The organism is Nocardia brasiliensis IFM 10847, assembly GCF_000710915.1.
Lineage (GTDB): Bacteria > Actinomycetota > Actinomycetes > Mycobacteriales > Mycobacteriaceae > Nocardia > Nocardia brasiliensis_A.
Map to the genome: position 1 here is coordinate 1 of NZ_BAUA01000031.1, position 23,634 is coordinate 23,634.

The 23,634-nt window shown below is 68.9% G+C and carries 19 protein-coding genes; 7 read left to right on the top strand and 12 right to left on the bottom strand.

Annotated elements, in window-relative coordinates; all coding sequences use genetic code 11:
* From NBRGI_RS43475 to NBRGI_RS06260, 4 genes are all read right to left on the bottom strand, one after another.
* On the bottom strand, positions 1-438 hold a 438-nt coding region (locus NBRGI_RS43475; RefSeq protein WP_036557665.1), incomplete at its 3' end, for a peptidylprolyl isomerase.
* A 95-nt stretch (positions 439-533) separates the two neighbouring features.
* Entirely contained in the window at positions 534-1,505 is a 972-nt protein-coding gene (gene sph, locus NBRGI_RS06250) for a sphingomyelin phosphodiesterase (protein ID WP_029893409.1), read from the bottom strand.
* 116 nt (positions 1,506-1,621) lie between these two features.
* Complete coding sequence (locus tag NBRGI_RS48490) at positions 1,622-1,759, bottom strand: MFS transporter small subunit (protein ID WP_162836653.1); 138 nt, start codon at positions 1,757-1,759, stop codon at positions 1,622-1,624.
* Entirely contained in the window at positions 1,756-3,129 is a 1,374-nt protein-coding gene (locus NBRGI_RS06260) for an L-lactate MFS transporter (RefSeq protein ID WP_051727533.1), read from the bottom strand. The genes NBRGI_RS48490 and NBRGI_RS06260 overlap by 4 nt, the downstream gene beginning before the upstream one ends.
* A gap of 241 nt (positions 3,130-3,370) precedes the next feature.
* On the opposite strand from NBRGI_RS06260, the gene NBRGI_RS06265 reads away from it, so the two are divergent.
* Positions 3,371-4,231 (top strand): hypothetical protein, encoded by an 861-nt coding sequence (locus NBRGI_RS06265; RefSeq protein ID WP_029893414.1) that lies wholly within the window; start codon positions 3,371-3,373, stop codon positions 4,229-4,231.
* Between the two features lie 254 nt (positions 4,232-4,485).
* Here the strand turns inward: NBRGI_RS06265 and NBRGI_RS06270 are convergent, their stop codons facing one another.
* Positions 4,486-5,973 (bottom strand): alpha/beta fold hydrolase, encoded by a 1,488-nt coding sequence (locus tag NBRGI_RS06270; RefSeq protein ID WP_029893416.1) that lies wholly within the window; start codon positions 5,971-5,973, stop codon positions 4,486-4,488.
* A gap of 237 nt (positions 5,974-6,210) precedes the next feature.
* Here NBRGI_RS06270 and NBRGI_RS06275 point away from each other — a divergent pair, with 237 nt between their 5' ends.
* A complete protein-coding gene (locus NBRGI_RS06275; RefSeq protein ID WP_162836654.1) occupies positions 6,211-6,918 on the top strand; it encodes a response regulator transcription factor in 708 nt (235 codons plus the stop codon).
* Entirely contained in the window at positions 6,918-8,249 is a 1,332-nt protein-coding gene (locus NBRGI_RS06280; protein ID WP_148310706.1) for a HAMP domain-containing sensor histidine kinase, read from the top strand. The genes NBRGI_RS06275 and NBRGI_RS06280 overlap by 1 nt, the downstream gene beginning before the upstream one ends.
* Here NBRGI_RS06280 and NBRGI_RS06285 read toward each other — a convergent pair.
* From NBRGI_RS06285 to NBRGI_RS06300, 4 genes are all read right to left on the bottom strand, one after another.
* The gene (locus tag NBRGI_RS06285) at positions 8,238-9,023 is read right to left on the bottom strand and encodes an SAM-dependent methyltransferase (RefSeq protein ID WP_029893421.1); all 786 of its coding nucleotides are present in this window, start codon (positions 9,021-9,023) and stop codon (positions 8,238-8,240) included. The genes NBRGI_RS06280 and NBRGI_RS06285 overlap by 12 nt on opposite strands.
* Before the next feature lie 184 nt (positions 9,024-9,207).
* On the bottom strand, positions 9,208-10,248 hold the full coding sequence (locus NBRGI_RS06290; RefSeq protein WP_029893423.1) for a hypothetical protein: 1,041 nt from the start codon (positions 10,246-10,248) through the stop codon (positions 9,208-9,210).
* Between the two features lie 359 nt (positions 10,249-10,607).
* Positions 10,608-10,847 (bottom strand): hypothetical protein, encoded by a 240-nt coding sequence (locus tag NBRGI_RS06295; protein ID WP_029893425.1) that lies wholly within the window; start codon positions 10,845-10,847, stop codon positions 10,608-10,610.
* 10 nt (positions 10,848-10,857) lie between these two features.
* Positions 10,858-12,237, bottom strand: coding sequence for a S8 family serine peptidase (locus NBRGI_RS06300; protein WP_081877941.1), 1,380 nt, complete (start codon positions 12,235-12,237; stop codon positions 10,858-10,860).
* Between the two features lie 390 nt (positions 12,238-12,627).
* Here NBRGI_RS06300 and NBRGI_RS06305 point away from each other — a divergent pair, with 390 nt between their 5' ends.
* Entirely contained in the window at positions 12,628-12,828 is a 201-nt protein-coding gene (locus tag NBRGI_RS06305; RefSeq protein WP_029893429.1) for a hypothetical protein, read from the top strand.
* Between the two features lie 130 nt (positions 12,829-12,958).
* Here the strand turns inward: NBRGI_RS06305 and NBRGI_RS06310 are convergent, their stop codons facing one another.
* From NBRGI_RS06310 to gndA, 3 genes are all read right to left on the bottom strand, one after another.
* Entirely contained in the window at positions 12,959-13,408 is a 450-nt protein-coding gene (locus NBRGI_RS06310) for a hypothetical protein (protein WP_148310707.1), read from the bottom strand.
* A gap of 181 nt (positions 13,409-13,589) precedes the next feature.
* Positions 13,590-14,699: a serine hydrolase domain-containing protein gene (locus NBRGI_RS06315; RefSeq protein ID WP_029893434.1), complete on the bottom strand. Its 1,110-nt coding sequence runs from the start codon at positions 14,697-14,699 to the stop codon at positions 13,590-13,592.
* Positions 14,700-14,832: 133 nt separating this feature from the next.
* Positions 14,833-16,287, bottom strand: a complete 1,455-nt coding sequence (gndA, locus tag NBRGI_RS06320) for an NADP-dependent phosphogluconate dehydrogenase (protein ID WP_029893436.1) — start codon at positions 16,285-16,287, stop codon at positions 14,833-14,835.
* Between the two features lie 258 nt (positions 16,288-16,545).
* On the opposite strand from gndA, the gene NBRGI_RS06325 reads away from it, so the two are divergent.
* The 3 genes from NBRGI_RS06325 to NBRGI_RS06335 all read left to right on the top strand — a co-directional run.
* Positions 16,546-17,502 (top strand): purine-nucleoside phosphorylase, encoded by a 957-nt coding sequence (locus tag NBRGI_RS06325; protein WP_029893438.1) that lies wholly within the window; start codon positions 16,546-16,548, stop codon positions 17,500-17,502.
* Between the two features lie 164 nt (positions 17,503-17,666).
* Entirely contained in the window at positions 17,667-18,521 is an 855-nt protein-coding gene (locus tag NBRGI_RS06330) for a siderophore-interacting protein (protein WP_029893440.1), read from the top strand.
* A gap of 95 nt (positions 18,522-18,616) precedes the next feature.
* Positions 18,617-23,634, top strand: a 5,018-nt coding sequence (locus NBRGI_RS06335) for a non-ribosomal peptide synthetase (RefSeq protein WP_148310708.1), incomplete at its 3' end; no start/stop codon positions are given.

Genomic DNA, 23,634 nt, shown 5'->3' on the forward strand with positions numbered 1-23,634 from the left:
GCGCGGATAGGTTTCGGTGCCGTCGACCTCGTCCGGGAACTGGTAGCCGGGCCCGCCCTTCTCCACTTCGAAGATATCGCCGCATTGCAGCACGCCGAGGCGGGCGCTGTCGGTGAGCCGCCAGCACTGACTCTGGTCGTAGAAGCGTTGTGCCACCAGGCTCGTCATGTTCTGCACCGCGCACGGCGCGGCGCCCGCCCGGTTGAGCCGGATGGTGACCGGGCCGTAGTTGTACTGGAACGTGACGTCGATGGTGCCGACGCCGAGGGCGACCGGCAGTGGCGGCGCCACGGGGCGGGCGGCCGGATTGTCCGGCGCGGTCGGCGTGAACGCGCACGACACCACGGGCGGGCCGGCCGTGGCCGGGGTAGCGCCGACGACCGGACCGATCGACGACAAGACGGCAATGGCGAGTAGAGCACCCCAACGTGACCGCATAGCAAGCAAACTAGCGGATCTCGCCGAAAAGCGTTCACCAAAGCGGTGATCCGCCCGGGCCTGTGCCGTGGTGCGCGGGCCCGGGCGGTGCGGGGTCAGGCGCCCGCGACCACCGGGTAGTGATCGGACAGATTGGTGTAGGTGTAGTCCTTACCCTGACTGGTCACCGTCCAGGGCGGACACGACTCCTTGATGACGTTGTTCTGCCACGACGACGGCTTGGCGTGGCCCTTGCGGTGCAGGACGTAGTCCAGGTCTTCGCGCGGGTCGTTCGGGTAACGGTCGCGCGCGATCGAATTCTCCGCGGTGTCGAAGGAGTACTGATGACCGGTGCGCGAGGTCGCAGGCTCCAATCCGGCATCGGCGAGCATCGAACCGTACTCGGCGGTGCGGGAATCGACATTCATATCGCCCGCCACCAGCACCTGCTCGGTCGCGGGGATGTTCTTTCCTTTGAGAAACGCGTCGATCTCCTTGAACTGCAGGGAACGATCGCGGGCCGCTTCGCCTGCGCCGCAGCCGGGATCGGTCGACTGCGCGTGCGTGCCGATCACGTGCACCTTGCTGCCGTTCACCGAGAGCACCGCGTAGGCGAAGCCTTTGTTCGACCACCAGTCGGCGCCGCAGGCGTCGGCGAAGACGAACTGCTCCTTGCGCAGGATCGGCCACTTGCTCAGGATGGTGACGCCGCCGTCCTCCGGTGTGGTGGCGGAGTACTTGCCGCCCGTCGCGTCCCAGCCGTTCCTGGACCGGCCGACCACCGGCGTCTGATGTGGATATTCACCCGCCGCAGCGGATTTCAACGCGTCGGAGGCGCCGTTGTCGAATGCTTCCTGCAGCACGACGACGTCGTTGCCGTGGAAGAAATCGGTTTTCGGGATCTCGGCGGCGCGATGGTCCTGGCCCCAGTTGGGGTACAGGTTCTTGCTGAACAGGAAGGTGTTGTAGGTCAGCACGCGCAGGTCCGGCGTGGCCGCGGGGGCGGCCGTGGCTTGGAATGGAATCGCCATACAGGTGGTGGCGAGTGCGGCGATGATGCTCAGCCTCGTGGGCTTGGTCAGCGGCAAGGCAGTTCCTCGTCTCGAAGTCGGACATGACGACCGCCATCGGATCAAGCCATGATGACTTTTTCATGACGCGATCATGATCAACTGTGTGCTGCCGGACGTCCGAGTGGCGGTGCTCAGTGAAACAGCTTGAGCAGGTTCACGATCAGGCGATCCACGCCGTAGCCGAACGGGATCGCCACCCACAGCCAGGCGCAGATCAGCAGCGGAATGCGCCGCGGCAGCGCCGATCCGGTGCTTTCGGTGTCGGTCATACCGGGTCCTTCTCCGTGACGACGGCACTCGACTCGGCCGTGCGATGGTGTTTCGCCGCCACCGGGCGAATCAGTTCATTGGCCGCGAAACCCACGCAGAGCAGCGTGATCATGATCGCGAACGAGGTCCCGTACAGTTCGGGGCCGGTCTTGCCGTGCCGGGCACCGGAATCGGCGATGGCGTTGACGATCAGCGGTCCGGCGACGCCGGCCACCGACCAGGCGGTGAGCAGCCTGCCGTGGATGGCGCCCACCTGATAGGTGCCGAACAGATCCTTCAGATAGGCGGGGACAGTGGCGAATCCGCCGCCGTAGAACGACAGGATCACCATGGCCCCCAGGATGAACAGCGGCTTGCTCGTCTGGCCGACCGACCACACCATGGCGTAGGCCAGCGCGCCGACGCCGAGATAGCCGCGGTACATGTTCTTGCGGCCGATCACGTCCGAGAGCGAGGACCAGCCGATCCGTCCCGCCATATTGGCGGCGGACAGCACCGCGACGAAACCCGCTGCCGCGGTGACGGTGATCGGCGTCGAGGTCTGCGCGAAGAAGTCGAGCACCATCGGCGCCGCCTTCTCCAAGATGCCGATCCCCGCGGTCACGTTGCAGCACAGCACGATCCACAGCAGCCAGAACTGCGGCGTGCGGAGGGCGACGTTTGCTTCGACGTCGTTGTCGCTGACCAGCCGCCCGGCCTTTTTGGACGGCGCCCAGCCCGCCGGACGCCAGCCCGGCGGCGGAACACGGACGAGCAGTACGCCCACCGACATGAACACGGCGTAGGTCAGGCCCATCACCAGAAAGGTTTCGGCGATCCCCGCGTCGTCCTTGCCGAAGCCGGACAGCAGCTGGGTGGTCCACGGGGAGGCGATCAACGCGCCGCCGCCGAAGCCCATGATCGCGAAACCCGTAGCCATGCCCGGCCGGTCGGGGAACCACTTGATCAGCGTCGACACCGGCGAGATGTAGCCGATGCCGAGCCCGATGCCGCCGACGAAGCCGTAGCCGAACACGATGAGCCAGTAGGCGCCGGTCGCCGCGCCGAGGGCCGAGATCAGCAGGCCGGAGCAGAAACACGTCAGCGAGACGGTCATCGCCCAGCGCGGCCCGCGGCGTTCGACGAGGGTGCCGCCGAAGGCCGCGGACAGGCCGAGCATGACGATGGCGATCTGGAACGGCAGCGCGCTGCCGGTGCCCGAGATATCCATTGCCTTTTCCAGCGGCGGCTTGAACACGCTCCACGCGTACGCCTGCCCGATGGCCAGATGAATGGACAACGCCGCGGGCGGTACCAGCCAGCGACTCCAGCCCGGTGGGGCGATGACACGGGCGTACCCGGTGGTGCCGGCGTCGGCGACTGCGGTCATGCGGCGATCTCCACTCTCGAGTCTGTGGCGATCATATGGTTCGCGAACGTTCGCGAATGCCGTTCCGCGCCAATACTCATCCGATGGTCCGCTGACCGGACCGGCAGGCCTTTCGCCGGTATTCCTGAACTGGGGCACGGCCGCCCATCGCGCCCACGGCGGCGAAAACTGACAGAATCGATGGGTAACCGCGCATCGGCTCGGCGCGGAACGCGGATTGTGCTGGTGGAGGGGGCTGTTCATGCCGGAACGCGATCTCCTGTCGGAGGCCTTCGTCGAAGCGGCGCGGCGGCTTGGGTTTTCCTGCCGGATCGTGTCCGCCGACCACATCGTGTTGCACGGCGGACGCGGGCGCTTCGAGACGTCGCTGGCCAACCTGCGCCGCGTGGCCGCCGGTGAGCCGCAAGCGAACTGGTTCGCACTGGCCGCCGATCATCTCGCCACCGGCATCGCCACCCTCGAACTCGCGGCACACGACGGCGTGGACAGCTTCGCCGCGGTGCGCGACTCGATCCGAACCCGGCTGTACCCCAGCACGATGCGTGCCGAGGACGCGGTGCGCCGGATGGTCGCGCCCGGGCTGGTGCAGCGCGTCGTCCTCGATCGCGTGCACACCGTCGCACCGGTCACCCATGAGATGCGCCGGGAGTGGCAGATCGGTGAGTACGATCTGTTCGCGCTGGCCGAACGCAATGTCCGCGCCGACGGCCCGCTGGAGGTCACGGTGCACGAGTTCGACGATCCGCTCGCCGAAGGGTTACCGCTGTCGCTGCTGTCGGGCTCGGAGTATGCCACGGCGCATGTCCGCTGGCTCGGCGATTATCCGGTGACCGGGTCGGCCGGCGCGCTGGTGATCCTGCCCGCCAAACAGCACATGTACGCCTATCCGATCAACGATCTCGAGGTGCTGCGGGCCGGGGCCGTGCTGGCCCAGCTCGCCGTCAACGGTTTCGCGGAACAACCCTGGCCGGTCAGCCAATCGATCTACCGCTGGTACGAAGGGCATCTCTCGCTCGCGATCACCACCCGGCGCACCGAGAGCAGCCTCGCGTTGATCGCCTCGGACAACTTCGAGCAGCTGCTCGGCACGCTGCCGGAGTAGGAGCACTGCCGATAGAGAGGAACCGGGTCATGGCACTGCCCGAGAGGCCGGCCGCGGCACCTCCCTCCGCACCGCTCGATCCCGGCCGGTCCCGACGATATCCGGCGAAAATGTTGCTGATGCGTGCCTTCCAGAGCCGCCTCGCGGGGCCGCTGCTGCGGCGCTTCGCCGACCGGCAGCGGATCCTGGAGACGCGGATGGCGGTGGGCGACGCGGCCTGCGCGTCGCCCACCGGTCGGTGGCCTGATTGCGGATCAGTGCGGAACCGGGGTGACCTGGATCGGCGGCACCGTCGCCACACAGTCGGTCGAGCCGGTGGTGCCGGTGCGGACGAAGTGGTCGACGATGCCGACGACGCAGCCGCTGGGCTCCAGGTCCGGGATGTGGCCGGTGTTGGGGACGGAGAGGAACGTCGCGCGCGGGAACATCGCCGCGACCCGCTGCCCGTTCGCGTCCGGCGTGATGGCGTCCAGGTCACCGGAGAGCACCAGCACCGGAACGTCGGGCAGCGTGCCCCGAGGCGGGGCGGCGTGCGCCTCGGTGACCGCGGGCCAGCGCAGGCAGGCGTTGCCGCCGTCGCGCATACCCCCGCTGAAGCCGGCCGCGCTGAAGGCGCCGGTGCTGCCCGCCGCCGCCACGCTGTGCCGGTACTGCTGATCGCGCTCGGGCAGCGACGCCTGCCGCGACCAGAGCGTCGGGTAGTCGTTGCACGCGACGGTGAGGAACAGGTCGATGTTCTCCGTGGTCGGCTCGCCGCCGGCACGAGCGGCGAACTGCCGCAACGGCGTATCGTCACCCTGCACAGCAGCGTGCAGCGCGGCGGGCAACGTGCCGAGCGGGGTCAGCTCCGTCGGATTCGCACCCAGATTGCTGGTGCCCACCTCGAAAGCCAGAGTGGCCAGCTTGCTTTCGTCGAGTTGCCACGGGGTGGGGCCGTCGATCGTCAGCGGGCGCGCGGCCAGGCGTTGCGTCACGGCGGCCAGATCGGCTACGGCGGTCGCACCGTCACACGCGCGGCTGCGCTCGCAGATCCGTTGCAGCGCAAGCGACAACGCCTCGGCGTTGGGTCGGGAGAGCAGATCGAAGTCGGGCGGGTAGGCGCCGGTCAACACCATGGACTGCACGCTGCCGGGGTGGCGCTCGGCGTAGATCGGCATCAGGTAGGTGCCGTAGGAGATGCCGTAGAGCACCAGTTTCGGAATACCGAGCCGGGCTCGCACGGCGTCGAAATCGTCCGCGGTGGCCGCCGAGGTGTAGCCGGCGGCGCGCGAGCCGAGCTGTTCGCCGCACCGGGCCACCATCTGCTGCTGCTGGTCACGGGTGCCGAGCTGGTAGCCCGCCTCGTCCGCGCCGCAGTCCAACGGGCTGGACAGTCCGGTGCCGCGCGGATCGACGAGCAGCAGATCGTGGTCTTCGAGCATCAGCGCGGAGAGCTGGGCCGCCTGTTCGGCGTGCGCGATCAGCGGCACACCGGGTCCACCGGGATTCGGTGCGATGGTGCCCACCGCCGGCGCGTCCAGCTTGCTGCGCCGGATGAGCGCGTAACTGACTGCGACAGTGCCTGATTCGGGCTGGTCCGCGATCAGCGGCCGGGACTGCACCCCGCACTCGACCTGATGGCCCGGCACGGTCGGGCACCAGTCGGGTCCGGGTGGGGCGGCGCCGTCGGCGCACGCCGTGATCATGGTCGCCGCGGCCAGGGCCGCCAGCACACTCGCGACTGCCCGCATACTCTTGCGCATCGTCGAAATCCCCTTTGTCGGAACGCTTCCCGCATTCGGTTGCGGTATGGGACAGATCCTGTGCGGCGGATGTCAGCGCATTGCGAGGGCCGCGCAAGAAACAGGTAAGAATCCGGGCGCCGCGCGAAGGTACTGGTGGGGGGTCTGACGGACCCGCGGCGAGCGCGGCGTGACGGTGGTCACGAAGTGCACGGCCTGACCACTGCGGCATCGCTACTCACCAGCAACAATGACGGAGTGAACACCACTAGCTCGTCAGTGCCCGCCGCGTCGGTCCTCGTCGCGGAGGACGATCCGCATGTGCGCAGCACGCTGGACCAGCTGCTGCGCTTCGAGGGCTATCAGGTGTACCTGGCCGCGGACGGGCAGCAAGCCCTGGAACTGCTGGCGCAGCAGCGGCCGGACCTGGCGGTGGTCGATGTGGAGATGCCGCGCCTCGACGGCCTGTCGCTGTGCCGGCTGCTGCGCCGGCGTGGTGATCGGCTACCGATCCTGGTGCTCACCGCCCGGCAGCAGATCGGCGACCGGGTGGCCGGTCTGGACGCGGGCGCCGACGACTACCTGCCCAAGCCGTTCGCCACCGACGAACTGCTCGCCCGGTTGCGAGCGCTGCTGCGCCGCAGCACCTTCGACGAGGACGACGACACCGTGCTGGCGGTCGACGACCTGACCCTGAACACCGCGACCAGGCAGGTGCATCGCGGCGAGCGCCCGATCGAACTCACCAAGACCGAGTTCGACGTGCTGGAGCTGCTGCTGCGCAACGCGCGGATCGTGTTGAGCCGCAGCCGGATCTACGAGCACATCTGGGGTTTCGACTTCGATACCGAGTCCCGCTCACTCGATGTCTACATCGGGTATCTGCGCCGCAAGACCGAAGAGAACGGCGAACCACGGCTGATCCACACCGTGCGCAATGTCGGCTACTCCGTGCGGCCCGCGTGATGCTGCGGGCGCGGATCACCCTGGTCGTCGTGGTCGCGGTGGTGGCCGCCATCATCGTCACGCTCGCGACGTCCTATCGCGGGGTCGTGGGCTTGATCAGCGCGCAGTTCGCGCACAGCCTCAACGATCGGGCCGACGCGGTCATCGCGGTGCTGCCCGCGGTTTTGCCCGAACGGCCCGACACCATCGAGCAACTGCTGAGCGCGGACGGCATCGCGCACCCGCTCGTCGCGGACCGGATAGTGCTGCCGGTCGCCGATGCCGATCGGGCGGTCGCCAGAACCGGAAGCGGCACAGCCGAATACAACATCGATCTGGACGGCAAGCCGTACGGCATCCTCACCAAGGCGCGGCCGGGCGGCGGCGCCGTGATGGTGGCCCAGCGGTACGAGAAGCCGGATCAGATCGACCAGGAATTCCTTTGGCGCACAGGCGGTATCACCGCGCTCGCAGTGGCGGTGTCGGCGCTGCTCAGCTGGCTGGTGATCGGTCGCATCCTGCGGCCGGTGCGCCGATTGCTCGCCGCGACCGAGCACATCAGCTCGACCCAGGATCTCTCGGTGCCGCTGCCGCCCACCGGTCGCGACGAAATCGGCAGGCTCACCGGCAGTTTCGCGACAATGCTGGCCGCGCTGCGCCGTTCGCGCGAGCAGCAGCACCGGCTCGTGCAAGACGCCAGCCACGAGTTGCGGACCCCGCTGACCTCCATTCGCGGCAGCGCCGAACTGCTGCACCGCGCCCGGGGCCGGCTGGCTCCCGAGGACGAAACCAAGGTGCTGCACACATTGGTCCAGGAGTCCGTCGCGCTGGACGCGCTTGTCGCCGAACTGGTCGAGCTGGCTACCGATCAGCGCACTGCGGAGGACGTCACCACGCTGGAGCTGGCGACGTTGGCCGAGGATTGCGCGCAGCGTTTCCGGCACCGCAGCGGGCGGACCATCACGGTCACCGCGACGGGGACACAGCCGGTGCTCGGCCGGTTGCGCGCGCTGGAGCGGTGTATCGACAATCTGCTGGGAAACGCGATCAAGTTCAGCCCGGCGGATACGCCGATCGAAGTGCACGTCGAGGGCACGGAATTGACGGTGCGCGATCACGGGCCCGGTATCGCGCCCGCCGATATCACCGCTGTCTTCGACCGGTTCTATCGCGCCGCGAACACCCAGGGCACGCCGGGTTCCGGCCTGGGTCTCGCGATCGTCGACGACATCGTGACCGCGCATCACGGCACGGTGTTCGCCGAGCCGGGCCCGGGTGCCCGCGTCGGTTTCCGGCTGCCACCCGAGCCGGCACCGGCCGAGGCGTCGCGGCGTAAACGGTCAGCCGGCTGACTTGCGGCCGAGACCGCCGTAGATCACCAGCCGGGTCGCGGGCAGATCCGTGCGGAGGAACTGCTGCGCGGGTGCGACGCCGGGCGGGATCAACTCGAAGCCCGTCATGAGGGCCTCGATCTCCGCCGCCGACCGGTAACGCACCTGGGAAGGAGTGTTTTCGGTGTCGGACTGGGATTGGCTGATGAAGTCCGGGTTGGTCTCGCTGGACCCGTGCGTGATGGCCAGGTAGCTGCCCGGCGCCATGGCATCGCGGAACGCGGCGAGGATATCGGCGGGCTTCTCCTCGTCCATCACGTAGTGCAGCACGCCGATCATCAGCACGGCGATCGGTTCATCGAAGTCGATGCGCGACTCGGCCCGCAGCCGGTCGATGATCTCGTGCGGGCGCCGAATGTCGGCCTGCATGACCGATAAGCCGGGCGAGTTGGCCAGCAGTGCGTCGCAGTGTGCGCGCACGACGGGGTCGTTATCGATATAGACGACTCGGGCCGAAGGCTCTATCGCCCGGGCGACTTCGTGCACGTTCGGCGACGTGGGGATGCCGGCGCCGAGGTCGATGAACTGTTTGATGCCCGCGTCGGCGGCCGATTCGACTGCGCGGACCAGGAATTGGCGAATGAACCAGGCCAGGGTCTTGGTGTCCGGGGCGATGGCGAGCATACGATGGGCGACCTGGCGGTCGACCTCGTAGTTGTCCTTACCGCCCAGCATGTAGTCATAGATGCGCGCGGAACTCGGCACTGCGGGATTGAGTCCAGGCGCTCGTTCCATCGCCGACAAGGTTTCCTCCCGGTGGGTCTCGGCTTGCTCGATCCCGAGCGTAGCGTTCGAGCAGCCCGCCCCGCGCACGGCAAAGCGTCATAATCCGGCCGTCAGGGCCGAATTTTCGACTGGAACCGCGGCGTGGTTCCGTACAGATACTCGGCGTAGCCGTTATCGGCGCGCCGGGCGCGAGTCACGCCCGTTCGGCGAGCCTGGCTGCCCGTGCCATCAGCGTGTCGGCGATGGGGCGGGCGCGCCGGCCCAGGCCGCACGCGGTGGCGACCCCGTCGACCGGTCGGCCGAGGGCGTGCTCGATCTGCCGCAACGTCTGGAATTGCGCTGCCTCGGTGGGAATGTCGTGCACCAGCCCCGCGTAGAAGCGGGTGCCCTCGCGCAGCTTCAAGCCCGACAGTGGCGCGTAGAACGTGCTCTCGGTCGAGGGCGGCTTGTCCCCGGCCGCGAACGGCGCGTGGATGAATTCCAGCGGGCGGTCCGAAGGCCACTGCCGGGCAAGGCAATTGGCGAAGTAGACGATCGGGCGCGCGTCGCGCAGGGTGGCCCGGGACTTGTTGTGCAGGCTGCCCACGCACATGTGTACGCCGAAACGGGTACCCGCGGGCGCGGCGGCGGCGAATGCGGCGATCCGCTTGCTCGAGCCCACCATCCGGTTCACCAGCCGGTGCAGTGGCTGCGCCTGAGCGAGCAGCACCAGTTCCGCGGTCGCTTCCAGTTGGATGACCACGTCACCGCCGGTGAGCTGCTGGATCGCGGCGATATCGCGGAGCGCGGCCTCGGTGAACGCCTTACGATGCCGCAGCAGGCCGCTGAGACCCATGGCGATGAAGGCGAGTGTGAAGTCGGTGGGCATGCCGATCTGCAGGGTGAGTCCGGGCAGCCCGTGCCGCTCGCGCGCCGCCAGGAAAACCGGCAGAGCCTCCTCGGCCTCGTGCAGGTAGCCCAGGTCCATCAGGTCGGCGGTGAGTCGTCTGCCGCGCGCGGGCCGGTAAATCGGGCGCTGCCGGCTGGTATTCCACTCGCCCGCCTTCTTCGATTCCAAGGCGCCCTGCGCGACCAGGTCTTCGATTATCGGTTTGACGTAGAACTCGTAGCGTCGCGTCTCACCGGTGGGCAGCGTTCGTAGCAGGGGACCGGAAGTGTCGAGCATGGCTTGCATCGCGGTAGCTGTGCTCTCTGCCGGAAAACTGCCGACGAAGTGCACCGCTCGCGTACCCATGGTTCGGATCTTAGACCGGAGGGTTCCAGCGTGGGCCGATGTCGGGTTCCAGTACGGAATGAGGTGCTTTCGATACGTCGCGTGGATGCTTGTCACGTGACGTGCGTCGTACCAGAAAGGCGCTGAATCAGCTTGGGAGGCCGGGAAATTCATCGGCTACCGGTCCAGTGCGCGGTCGGCAGATCGGTAGCGGCCGATCGGCTACGTGATGGCAACTCATGCGCAATCGCTCGATCACGCAGGCGGCACGCCTGATTCGGCCTGCGGCAAGCTGACGCCCGATCTCGGGCAGGGTCCGGTAGTGCGCGAAAGGGGGGCGGGCGGGCACACCACCGCCAGGCGTGGGCAGAATCAGCTACTCAGACTGGCGGTTTCGGTTCGTCCATCGCCTCGATGCGGGGGTCGGCGAAGATCTCGACCTGGTCGGTGTTCAGCCGCGCGGCCGCCGAGTCGGTCACGCGCAGGGCGTAGAGCCCCTGCGCGGGATCGACGGGGATGAGGCCGTACGCGGTATCGACTTCGTCGACCGTGAGCTTCAGTTCGCGCAGTGCGACGGCCAGGGTCGCGTTCGCGGGAAGCCGGATCGTGAGCAACGGCATGGCCCCCACGTTACGCGCGGGAGGCCGATTTGTTCAGTTCCGCGAGCAGTGCGGCCGTGTCGGCGATGCCGTATCCGTAGTCGTAATTGTAGCCACCGGCCTGCGCGGTCGCGGTGCGCTGCAACAATGTTCGCAGTTGGGTCGGCGGGAGCGCGGTGGCGGACCACTGCGTGCGCACGGCGGCGACCAGGCCGGCCGCCACCGGGCAGGCGGCCGAAGTGCCGGTATCGGGCTCGGTCGCACCGAAAGCCTTCGACCCGAGGAAGTGGGTGTAGGAGCAGATGTCGGGCTTGCGATCGGTCAAGCGGCCGGGCCCCTGCGAGGAGTAGCCCACGCGCTGGTTCTTGGTGTCGACACCCGCGATGGACAGCACGCCGGGATGGGAGTTCGCGCCGCCGATCGGGCGGTCCTTGTAGGCGCAGCGGCCGTCGGGGCAGTCGCGGCCGCAATTGCCTGCGGCGAAGACGATATCGGCGCCCGCGGCCTCCAGCGACCCGACGATCACGTTGAACGGGTGCGACGGATTGTCGGAGTAGTTGCCCGGCCGCCCGACCGGGAAGTCCCAGCTCGGCGAGAAGGAGCCCCAGCTGTTGCTGATCACCAGCGCGCGAGACGCGCCGGGCTGATCGGTCAGCACGGTGCGCAGGTGCGCGTAGGCGGCCAGCGCGTCGGAGAGCAGTCCGTCCATGGTGCTGCCGCCCCGCCGGGTGCTCTGCAGCACCGGGATGTCGAGCAGGGTGGCCTGCGGTGCGGCGATGAGCGCGTCGAAGGCGCACATGCTGCCGTGCGCCACCGGGAACTCGCCCGCGGTTCCGTTGACGCCAGGGGGATTCCAGCTGCGCTCCTTATCGATGTGCACGGCTGCGCCACGGGCCTGCTGAACGTGCGCGGCGTTGATCCCGGTATCGACGATGGCCAGTGCCACACCTTTGCCGTCCAGTCCGGCCGCACCCAAATCGCCACGCCGCACCAATGTTTCGACGTCGTGCCAGTTCCCGACCGCGGGCGTGTCGCCGCAGGTCAGACTGGTCTGGATCACCGGATCGGCGAATACCCCGGTGACGCTCCGGGATTCGGACAGCTGGGCGACGCCGCGGGCGAGGTCGTCGTCGGCGATCTCCCCGCGCACCACCACCGATGCGTCCACCGGGTCCAGCGAGTAGCTCAGTCGCTCGATGGCGGCCGCGGCGGGTACCGGTTTCGGCACCGCGACCGGGGCGTAGGACTGATCGAGCGTGATGCCGGACAGATGCCCGGCGACATCGGCCGTGGCGACCGGAACGGCGCGATCGGCCACTGCGGTAATCACATCGACGGACGGGCGAAGCTGGATGAGTACGCGCATGGCCGACATACTGCCGTCCGCGGCCGGGAAGTTCGCGTTGGGCACGCCAGGACGGTCGATGTCGCTACGGGCGGGCGACCGGCGTTGCGGGAAAGCGCAAGCTCTGGGCAATTTCGCCGGGCCGGGCGTGTCCGGGATCACAGCGCGGGCATTTTCCCCGCATCGCCGGGGAAAATGGGGCCGGATATTGTGGACCGGGCGAATTTCACCTCGGCTGCCGGGGGTGCTCGGTACTGGCATTTCCGGTGGATACTTCAGAATTGCTGTGCTGCACCGGTATTGAATATTGGTCAGTCGAAAAACGTTGGCAGCGAAGGTGTCAAGAATCGTTTGCCAGCGTAATCGAGCAGTGGTGGGTACGCTGACGACGGCACCTTCGATCTCACGCTGCACACCGACGCCAACTCCGATATCGGATACGACCAGCAGTTCCGGGTGGTGTGGGCGAATCTCCACACCGGCCGCAACGGCGGCGGCGACACCTCGGCCCGACTACAGGGCCCCGGCAACGTCCACTCGATCCCCGCGGTAGACACCAAACCAGGCCGAATCGCCCTGACCCTGAGCGTCTTCAATCACGGCGAAGCCCAGAACTACACCAACGGCGACTGCACAATCGAATACGTCGCCCACTAGCCGCAGCCCGCGCCGCGCAGGTTCCATTGTCCCGCGCGCGTGTCCGTCGAACGACACGCGCGCGGGGTGGCGAAAGTTGCGCGAGATGACGAAAGGCGCGCGGGATGACGCGGTTGGGTGTGCGAGACGATCAGGGGAGTACGGCGCAGGCGGGGCCCAGGTTGATGCCGGTGCCGACGTTGATTTGGCCGCGGCGGACGTAGGCCTCGTAGTCGTCGCCGTCGGAGAGTTCGAGGGCTACGAGCTTGTGCGGTCCCTTCCGGTCGGGGATCCACGTGGTGCGCGCCGTGCCGGACGCGTCCGCGACGATCTTGCCCGGTCGGAACTGCTTGTGGTCCGCGGTGCGCGGGTCGTCGCCGATCTGATCGAGCATGCCGATCGTCATACCCGGTTCGGTGGTGATGGTGACTTCGTACGAGCAGCCGGTGCCAAGGGCGTCCGAGCTGCCGAAACTCTGCCCCTGCTCGACATGCATATTCGTGACTGCCGCCCCGGCCTGGGGCGCGGCGAGCGCGATCGTCGCAGCCAGCGCACCGAGCGTCGCCATCGTGGTGGCGACGGCTCTGTTGGAGTTAAACACGTTGAAATGCTCTCTCTAGCAATGGAATCCCCCGGTTGGAGTAGTGGGGCCGACGCATGAGCCGATCCGCACACGGTTCCCATCCTTCAGGTACGGCTTCCGGAATTCAACTCGAATTCTGTTCTGCAGGACGGGGTTAAGGCAGTTGCGGTGGGCGCAATGAGGGTGCTGCGGGAGTTATTCACGGGCACAGCGCGTGGGCCAGCAAAGTATCGGCGCGGGATTCGATGTCGGCGGATTCGGTGATGGTGATGGTTGCGGCTCGGCCTTGGGGGGTGGCGCCGGACAAGGTGATGTAGCCGGTGATGCCACCGGTGTGGCCGAGGAATTTTGTGCCGCAGGGTAGGTCGGTGGTCATGAGGCCGAGTCCGTAGTCGAGGGGGTAGGGCTCGCTCATCGGCAGGCTCGCCAGCATCGCGTCCATTTCCGGGCGGCGGAGCAGTTCGCCGGCGATCAGGGCGGTGAAGAAGCGGTTGAGGTCCGCGCCGGTGGATACGAGACCGCCTGCGGCGCCGGGCACCGAGGGTTCGATCCGCGTGACATCGGTGCGCGCGCCGTCGATGATCGCGTATCCGTGGGGGTGCGGACCCCGGATGTCGTGTTCGCCGGCCGGCGGCAGGTAGGTGTCGGCGAGGCCGAGCGGGGCGATGATGCGCCGTTCCAGTTCGGCGGCATAGGGATTGCCGGTGCTGGTGCGAATGAGTTCGGTGAGCACGACGTAGTTCGTATTGGTGTATTTCTGCCGGGCTCCGGGCGCGAATTGGGCGGGCCGGCGCAGGGCGAGCCGGATCTCCTCGTCGGGCGTGAACACCCGGCGCGCTGTGGCGGCCGCGACCTCGTCGACCTCCGCGTCGTCGCTGAACTCCGGTAATCCACTGCGGTGCTGCAGGATCTGGCGCACGGTGATCGCGCGCCCGTCGACGCCGTCGCCGGTCAGCAAGCCGGGCAGGTAGGTGTCGATCGGCTCGTCCAAGCGAATGCGACCCTCGCCGACCAATTGCAGCACGATCGTCGCGATGAAACTCTTGCCGACACTGCCCACCCGTACCCGCTGCGGGTGATCGGTCGGAATCGGTTCGCCCGTAACTTGATTCGCGACGCCCGCAGACAGCGTCGTGGTGTGCCCGGCCACGGTGGTGGTCGCGATGGCGCCGGTGATGCCCGATCGCACCAGCTCGTCGAGATCCGCCTGCACCCGCGCCGCACCGTCCGGCGCTGCTTCCGAGGCGGATTTCGCGCATCCGGCGGCGACCAGCGCGACGAATGCCATGACAAGAGCCAACTGACGCATGATTCGGACACTAGAAGTCCCGTACGGCTCCGCGCATCAGGGAAAACCCGTACCCGGACCCGGGATTCGGCGCTGCCACCCCTGGTCCACCAGGCGCACACCCCGGCGCCGGGGCCGGGGTGTGCGCGGCGGATCAGTCGGCTGCGATCTCGCTGCGGTCGCCGCTCCACAGGGTGTGGTACTTGCCGGGCATATCGATGCGCTCGTAGGTGTGGGCGCCGAAGTAGTCCCGCTGTGCCTGGGTGAGGGCGGCGGGCAGGCGCTCGGCGCGCAGGCCGTCGTAGTAGGCGAGCGAGGAGGCGAAGGCCGGAACGGGGATGCCGAGTTGCACTGCGGCGGCCACCACTCGGCGCCAGCTGTCGATGGCGTTCTCGATGGCCGCCTGGAAGAACGGATCGAGAATGAGGCTGGGCAGCTGCGGGTTGGTGTCGTACGCGTCCTTGATCCGGTTCAGGAAGCGGGCGCGGATGATGCAGCCGCCGCGCCAGATGGTCGCGAGATCACCGGGTCGCAGATTCCAGTCGTATTCGACGCTGGCGGCGGCGATCTGGTCGAAGCCCTGGGCGTAAGCCACCACCTTCGACGCGTAGAGCGCGCGCTCGATATCGGCGGTGAACTGCTCGGCATCGGTGGGCTTGGCGGCCAGCTGTCCGGAGGCGAGGCCACCGGCCGCTGCGCGCTGCGCGGTGGCGCCGGACAGGGCGCGGGCGAACACGGCTTCGGCGATACCGGTCACCGGCACGCCGAGGTCGAGCGCCGCCTTGACGGTCCAGCGGCCGGTGCCCTTCTGTTCGGCGGCGTCGAGGATGACGTCGACGAGCGGGGTGCCGGTCTTGGCGTCGGTCTGGTTCAGCACCTCGGCGGTGATCTCGACCAGGTAGCTCTCCAGCTCACCCCGGTTCCAGCCGGTGAAGACGTCGGCGATCTGCTTGGCGTCGAAGCCGAGCGCATCGCGCAGCAGATGGTAGGCCTCGCCGATGAGCTGCATGTCGGCGTACTCGATGCCGTTGTGCACCATCTTCACGAAGTGCCCCGAGCCGTCCGGCCCGATGTGGGTGCAGCACGGCGTCCCGTCGACCTGCGCGGCGATCGATTCCAGCAGCGGGCCGAGCGTCTCGTAGGACTCCTTCGGGCCGCCGGGCATGATGGCCGGACCGTTCAGCGCGCCTTCTTCGCCGCCGGAGATGCCCGCGCCGACGAAGTGCAGGCCGCGCTCGCGCAGCGACTTCTCCCGGCGGATGGTGTCGGTGAACAGCGCGTTGCCGCCGTCGATGATGATGTCGCCCTCGTCCATCGCGGCGGCGAGTTCCTCGATCACCGCGTCGGTGGGGTCGCCGGCCTTGACCATGATCAGCACGCGACGCGGCTTCTGCAGCGCGCCGACGAACTCCTCGATCGTCTCGGTGCGCACGAAATCGCCCTCGTCGCCGTGCGCCGCGAGCAGCGCGTCGGTCTTGGCGATGCTGCGGTTGTGCAGTGCCACGGTGTGTCCGTGACGGGCGAAGTTGCGCGCGATATTGCTTCCCATCACCGCGAGGCCGGTGACCCCGATGTGGGCGCGTGCGTTCGATCCCGCCGATGACGTCATGCTGTCTGGCCTTTCACTCGGCGCGGCCCGGCCGCGCTCCACCGACTGTCGGCACCCGAGCGTCTGGCTTGCTCGTCGAATCCGCGGGCGCACCGTAACCGCAGGTCGGCGGGGCCCGGTGGTTCGCTTGTGCCGCAAGAGAACCTGCCGTCCAACCTACATGGGCGGGCCGCTCGGCTCAGCGGTCGGCCCGGTTCGGATCCGCGCAGCTCACGGTGGCCGCCCCGACCACGCCCCGGCATAACATAGGATCATCCGATGCCGCTACGTCGCTGGGTAGTCGCCTGCACCGTGTTCGCCGTCGCCGCGCTGAGTGTCGGGTGCGGTGGCGCCGACGAGGCGAAACCGGTCGAGGTCGGGGTGCTGGTGATCACCATGTTCGACCCGGAGACCGAGCCGTGGTTGCAACGTGAATCGCTGCCGATCACGGTGAACCTGCCCACGGCGTACAAGCCGGTGCACTGCAACGCCGAGGGCCTGTGTGTCGCGCAGACCGGCCAGGGCAAGACCAATGCGGCGTCCACCATGATGGCGCTGCTGGACAGTCCGCAGCTCGATTTCGACGACGCCTACTTCCTCACCGTCGGCACCGCGGGCACCCCGCCGGATCAGGGGACTCTCGGCGGCGCGGCCTGGGCGCGCTGGGTGGTCGACTTCGATCTCGGCAATCATCTCGTGCCCGCGGAGGCGCCGGAGCTGCCCTACGGATACCGGCCGGTCGAGAACTACGACACCGCCGCTTTCCAGCTGAACGAGTCGCTGGTGGAGACGGCGTTCCGGCTGACCGAGCACGCCCCGCTGGCCGACAGCCCCGAGGCGGCCGCCGAGCGGGCGCAGTTCCCCGGTCAGGAGGGGCGCAAGCCCGCGGTGGTCAAGTGCGACACCATGACCGGCGACGACTGGTATTCCGGCAAGCAGCTCTCCGATACCGCGCGCTACATCATGGGCGTGCGCACCGAGGGGCGCGGCGTCTACTGCACGACGCAGATGGAGGACAACGCGACCGCGGCGGTGCTGCAGCGGCACGGCAAGCTCGATCGGTACCTGTCTCTGCGCACCGTGAGCAACTTCGATCAGCCCTATCCCGGTCAGAGTGTCATGGACCACATCCAGCAGCATTCCGCCGGGTTCCGGCTGTCGCTGGACAACGGCTACACGCTCGGCCGGCTGGTGGTCGATCAGCTGCTGAAGAACCCGCCGCAGCGCACTCGGTAGGGCAGTGACGTGGCACTGATTCCGACCGGTGATGTTGCTCGGTATATTAAGTTAGGCTAACCTCAGACTTTGCGCCGGAGGTGGTGCACGTCGGCCTGATCGGCCGATGGATCTCCATGGAACGCAAGGGATGTCACACAAATGACGAAAATCGGCGTGCTCGCATGAACCGGGCGGCTCATCTCGAACGGATCGCCGAAGTGCTCGACGGCGAGGCGGGCGGCGCCAAGGTGCCGTACCCGATCGGCCTGCGCGAAGTGACCGTGCTCGACACCCGGATGATCGGTTCCGGGCTGCGCCGGCTGACCTTCGGTGGCCCCGAACTCGCCGGGTTCGAAAGTCACGCCCCCACCGAGCACGTCCGGTTGATCTATCCGGATCCCGACGGCGCGCTGCGGCTGCCCGAGCAGGTCGATCTCGCCTTGAAATGGCCGCGTCCGCTGCCGATCTCGCGCGAGTACACGGTGCGGCGCTATGACGCGGCGGCCGGTGAACTCGATATCGATTTCGCGCTGCATCCGGGGGGCCACGCGGCGGAGTGGGCCGCGGCGGCAACACCCGGGACGCGGGTGTACATCGCCGGCCCGCCCGGCGGACTGGTGGTGCCGTTCACCTACGACCGGTACCTGTTGGCCGGCGATATCACCGCGCTGCCCGCGATCGCGCGCTGGCTGGAGGCGCTGCCCGCCGACGCCGCGGGCTGGGCGTTCATCGAGGTGATCGACGAGTCGGAACAGATCGAGCTGAGCGCGCCCGCGGGCGTCGAGGTGCGCTGGCTGCACCGGGGCGACGTCGCGCCGGGGTGCTCGGACCTGCTCGAGCGCGCGGTGCGCGGCGTCGCGCTGCCGGAAGGCGAACGGATCTACGCCTGGATCGCCGCCGAGGCGGGCGTGGTCCGGCCGCTGCGCCGCTGGGTACGAGAAGTGTTGCGCGCCAAGCCCGGTGACTCCGATGTCACGGCCTACTGGAAGCGCGGGCACGCGGACTTCGACGAGGACCACGAGGCCGACGCCGAATAACGGCGGCTGTTGGTTTCGGCATTACCCGCCTGCTGCCCCGGTGTCGTGCGACGGCAGGCGTTGAACGTGTGTGGCTCGAGATTGAGGAATGGGTTGTGACGGATCTTCCGGCGGTGCACGGGCACGATGAATTCGCTTTGACCGGAGCGCAACTCGGGATCTGGAACGCCCAACGCCTCGATCCCGACACCCTCGGTTATCTGGTCGGCGAGGTGCTCGAGATCGCCGGGCCCGAACCCATCGAGCTGGACCTGCTGGACACCGCGATCCGCCGCACGATCGCCGAATCCGACACCATGCGTTTGCGTTTCAGCGACGGTGCGGACGGGCCGCGGCAGCGGATCACCGATGCCGCGGCACAGCTGCGCCCGACCGTGGACCTGCGCGGCGAGGCGGATCCGACCGCCGCCGCGCATCGCGTGGTCGAGGCGGAGCGGGTGCGGGCCGCGCGGGCGTGCCGGGGCATGGTCGACCGGCAGCTGTTCAACTACACCTTGCTGCGCCTGTCGGACAACGAGGTGTGGTGTATCCAGCTCTACCACCACCTGATCATCGACGGGTACAGCGCGGCACTGGTTTCGCGCCGGGTGGCCGCCCACTACACCGCGCTGGTGCGCGGCACCGCCGTCGCTGCGGTGCGCTGGGGTTCGATGGCGACGTTGGTCGCCGAGGACGCGGCATACCAGGCCGGGCCGGAGTTCGAACAGGATCGCGCGTACTGGCGCGATCTGCTCACCCCGCTGCCGTCGCTGGACGGGCGCGGCAGCCAACCGGACGGACCGGCGGAGCACACGCATCAGGCGCGCGCCGTGCTCGACGCCGAGTTCATGGCCCGCGTCGGTGCGGTGGCCGAGTCGACCGGCACCACCTGGGCGGACGTACTGGTCGGCTGCTACGCGGGATTCGTGCACCGGCTGCTCGGCGAGACCGACGTGGTGATCGCGTTGCCGGTGATGGCTCGCGTCGGCCGCACCGCGCTGACCACACCGTCCATGGCGGTCAACGTGCTGCCGCTGCGGCTCGCGGTCTCGGGCCACGACGGGATCGGCGCGCTGAGCAGGCGGGTCGCCGACGCCCTGCGCGGACTGCGGGCGCACCAGCGCTACCGCGGCGAGAACCTGGCCCGCGAGTTCGGCGCCGCGCAGACCGGCGCGCTGCTGCACGGTATAGGCATCAATCTCAAAGCTTTCGACGTCGCCCTCGATTTCGCCGGCGCGGTCGGCACGCTACGGAATGTGGCCGGCGGTCCGCCCGAGGATCTCGGGCTCACCGTCACTCCGCTGTCCGGCGGACGGATCCAGCTCGGCTTCGAGGTCGACGCCCGCTCGGTCGACGCGCGGACAGTGCAGCGGCGGATGGCGGGACTGGTCCGCATGATCGGTGAGCTCACCGACGGACAGGACCGGGCGATCGGGCGGGTCGCGCCCTATCCGCCCGCGGACGCGGCACGGATTCTCGCCGAGCGGGCGAGCACGGCGCTGCCCGGTACGCCGGAAGATCTGTCCACGGCCTTCGATCGGATGGTCGCCGCGTATCCGACGCGCATCGTGCTGGTCGCGGGTGAAACCCGGCTCAGCGCAGCGGATCTCGGCAGACGGGTGCATCAGCTGGCGCGTTTCCTGCGCGGCAAGGGTGTCGGTCCCGACGACATCGTCGGCCTCGCGCTACCCAGAACCGCCGAGATCGTGGTGGCGATGCTCGCCGTGCAGCATGCGGGTGCGGCGCATCTGGTACTCGATCCCGAGCACCCGACCGAGCGGCTGCGCGATATCGTCGACGACGCCCGCCCCGTGCAGGTGCTCGCCGTGGACGCCTTGGCCGAGGTGCTGGCAGGCGATGCCCGGCCGACTCCGATCCGCTTGTCGGACAGTGCCGTTCGGGCGCTGATCGACAGTGCGCCGGACGGCCCGCTGGCGGCGGCGGAGCTGGCCGCGCCGCGCCGCCCCGAACATCTGGCCTATGTGGTCTACACCTCCGGCTCCACCGGGCGTCCCAAGGGCGTCCTGGTCCGCTCCGGCGGCGCGGCGCATCTGCTGCACCACCACCGCTCGACCATCTACGCCGAGGCGGCGGATCGGGTGGGCGGCAGGCAGTTACATACCGCGCACACCGCGTCCTTCGCGTTCGACGCCGCGCTCGATCAACTGCTGTGGCTGCTGTGCGGGCATCGGGTGCACCTCTACGACGCCGAATTGCAGCGCGACGCCGCCGCGCAGGTGGCCGCGTTCGCCGCCGACCGGATCGACGTGGTCGACACCACACCGTCGATGGCCGCCGCGTTGATCGACAACGGCATGCTCGGCGCGCGACATCGCCCGCAGCTGTTGCTCTTCGGTGGCGAAGCGGCCCCGCCCGCGCTGTGGGAAACCATCGTCGCCTCGGGCGTGGCCGCGCGAAACATGTACGGCCCCACCGAGGCCACCGTCGACGCGCTGAGTGCGCCGGTGTCCGGGTCCGTGCCGCACGTGGGTGGCCCGCTGGCCGGGACGAGCACCTATTTGCTCGACAGCGCATTGCAGCCCGTCCCGCACGGGGAAATCGGCGAGTTGTACCTCGCCGGGCCGCAATTGGCGCGCGGTTACCTCGGCCGCCAGGTCGTCACGGCCGAGCGGTTCGTCGCCGACCCGTTCGGCGCGCCCGGCGCGCGGATGTACCGCACCGGCGACCGGGCTCGGTGGCGCGTCGGCCACGGCTACGAATTCCTGGGCCGCGGCGACAACCAGGTGAAGATCCGCGGCCACCGGGTCGAGTTGGGCGAGGTCGAGGCGATCCTCGGCGCGCTGCCCGGAGTGGCCGCCGCGGCGGCGGTGATCCGGAGCACCGCGGGCCTGGCTCAGCTGATCGGCTATCTCGTGCCCGCGTCGGGACAGCGACTCGACGGGGTCGACGAATTGCGGCACCGGCTCGCGAAAACCGTTCCCGACCATCTGGTTCCGTCCGTGCTCGTGGTGTTGGACACCTTGCCGACCACCGTGAACGGCAAGCTGGATCGCGCGGCCCTGCCCGCGCCGCAACTGGTTTCGCGCGGTCGCGCGCCGCGCACCGAGCGCGAGCGCGCCGTGTGCGCCGTGGTCGCCGAGGTGCTCGGCCGGCCCGCGGTGAGCGTCGACGACGAGTTCTTCGGGCTCGGCGGCGACAGCATCACCGCGATCAGCGTCAGCAGCCGTCTGCGCGCGCACGGCCTGCTCGTCCAGCCGAAAGCGATTCTGGCCCAAGGTGATCTGGGCAGCATCGCCGCGGCGGCCGACCGGCTCGCCGAGGAGCCGAGCGCGGCGACCGCCGACGAGCCGACCGGCGCGGTCCCGCTGCCGCCGATCGTGCGCGCGCTGCTCGCCGCGAACCCGGACGAGACGGCGATCGCCGGCTACGCCCAGTGGACCGTGCTCGCCCTGCACGAGACGCTGGATTTCGCGGATCTCCGAACCGGTGTGCAGGCCATGCTGGACCGCCACGATGCGCTGCGGGTGGTGCTGAACACGGGGACGACCCCGGCGACGCTCACCATCGGTGCGCCGGGCTCCGTCCAGGCCGCGGATATTCTCAGCGAGCCGACGGTCGAGGACGTTTCCCGGATACCGTCCCTGGCGCAGGATCTCGCCGATCAGCTGAGTCCGCGCGACGGCCGCTGCCTGCGCGTCGCGCTGGCCCGGACCCCGGCGGGCACCCCGGATCGGCTGATCCTGGTGGCCAATCACCTTGCCGTCGACGGTGTTTCCTGGCGGGTGCTGCTGCCCGAACTGCATGCCGCGTGCCGGGCCGCGCGCGAGGGGCGGCCTTTGCAGTTGGTGTCCAAGGGTAGTTCGTGGCGGCGTTACGCCACGATGCTGGCCGAGGCCGGTGCGGCCGGAACCTACGCCGCGGAAGCCGAACACTGGCGGGCGGCGCTCGGCCGTGTGACAACGACCCCGCTGGGCGAACGTGCCCTCGATCCGCGCCGTGATCACGCGCGAAGCGCGGTGCGCACCAGAACGCTCGCTGGCCCGGCACTCACCGAGGCCGTGCTCACCACGCTGCCCGCGGCGTACCGGGCCGGTGCCGACGACGTCCTGCTCGCCGCCCTGCTGCTCGCGGTGAACTCGTGGCGGCACAGCCGCGGCGAGGCTTTGGCGGCGGGCCGGCCGGTCACCGTGGAGGGACACGGACGCGACCCATTGGCGGCGGATACCGATTTCGCGGGCACCGTGGGCTGGTTCACCAGTGAGTATCCGGTCTGGGTGCCCGCAGACGGCATCGACACCGCCGCGGGACTGGCCGAGGCCCTCGCCGGTGGTGCGGCGGCGGGCCGACTGCTGCGCGCGGTGAAGGAGGCCAAGCGCGCCGTGCCCGGTGGCGGCGTCGGTTACGGCGTGCTGCGCCACCTGGATCCGCGGACCGCGCCCGATCTCGCGCGCACACCCGCACCCGAGCTGCTGCTCAACTACCTCGGCCGGTTCGCCGCGTCGCCCGGTACCGATTGGCAATTGCCGGAAGAAGATCCGTTCGCGGTGTGCGAGCCCGCGGGTAAGGCCCTGTCGGAGGTGCTGGCGCTCAACGCGTTCGTGCACGAGCAGGGCGCGCCCCGGCTCGCCGTGGAGTGGACGGCGGCGGGGGAGGTGCTCGGCGCGGCGTCGGTGACCGCCCTGCAAGAACATTGGGAACTCGCGCTGGAGGCGTTCGCCGCCCACGCGATGCTGTTCGACGGTGGATTGACGCCGTCGGACTGCCCCGAGGTCCCGGCCACACAGGACGGGATCGACGAACTGGAAGCCCTGCACGGGCCGCTGGCCGCGCTGCTGCCGCTCTCGCCGTTGCAAGAGGGCTTGCTGTTCCACGCGATCCGCGACGGCGCGGCCGACGTGTACACCCTGACCGCGCGGATCGATCTGACCGGGCCGCTCGACGAACAGCGGCTGGCGACGGCCTTCGACGCCGTACTCGCTCGGCACCCCAATCTCGGTGCCGCATTCCACTACGCCGCACTGGACCGGCCCGTGCAGGCCATTCCCCGGACGCTACGGATGCCGTGGCGCTACGCAGACCTGTCCGCGCTCCCCGTGCGGGCCGCGGTCGCCGCCGCGGACCGGCTCGAAACCGAAGCGGCCGCACATCATTTCGTGGTCGATCGCGCGCCACT

Bases quoted from the DNA above. Each gene is read 5' to 3' on its own strand.
- NBRGI_RS06280 (WP_148310706.1), top strand. From the start codon at position 6,918: ATGCTGCGGGCGCGGATCACCCTGGTCGTCGTGGTCGCGGTGGTGGCC.
- NBRGI_RS06315 (WP_029893434.1), bottom strand. From the start codon at position 14,699: ATGCGTCAGTTGGCTCTTGTCATGGCATTCGTCGCGCTGGTCGCCGCC.
- NBRGI_RS48490 (WP_162836653.1), bottom strand. From the start codon at position 1,759: ATGACCGACACCGAAAGCACCGGATCGGCGCTGCCGCGGCGCATTCCG.
- NBRGI_RS06285 (WP_029893421.1), bottom strand. From the start codon at position 9,023: ATGGAACGAGCGCCTGGACTCAATCCCGCAGTGCCGAGTTCCGCGCGC.
- NBRGI_RS06270 (WP_029893416.1), bottom strand. From the start codon at position 5,973: ATGCGCAAGAGTATGCGGGCAGTCGCGAGTGTGCTGGCGGCCCTGGCC.
- NBRGI_RS06330 (WP_029893440.1), top strand. From the start codon at position 17,667: ATGAACCGGGCGGCTCATCTCGAACGGATCGCCGAAGTGCTCGACGGC.
- NBRGI_RS06325 (WP_029893438.1), top strand. From the start codon at position 16,546: ATGCCGCTACGTCGCTGGGTAGTCGCCTGCACCGTGTTCGCCGTCGCC.
- NBRGI_RS06295 (WP_029893425.1), bottom strand. From the start codon at position 10,847: ATGCCGTTGCTCACGATCCGGCTTCCCGCGAACGCGACCCTGGCCGTC.
- NBRGI_RS06265 (WP_029893414.1), top strand. From the start codon at position 3,371: ATGCCGGAACGCGATCTCCTGTCGGAGGCCTTCGTCGAAGCGGCGCGG.
- gndA (WP_029893436.1), bottom strand. From the start codon at position 16,287: ATGACGTCATCGGCGGGATCGAACGCACGCGCCCACATCGGGGTCACC.
- NBRGI_RS06290 (WP_029893423.1), bottom strand. From the start codon at position 10,248: ATGGGTACGCGAGCGGTGCACTTCGTCGGCAGTTTTCCGGCAGAGAGC.
- NBRGI_RS06260 (WP_051727533.1), bottom strand. From the start codon at position 3,129: ATGACCGCAGTCGCCGACGCCGGCACCACCGGGTACGCCCGTGTCATC.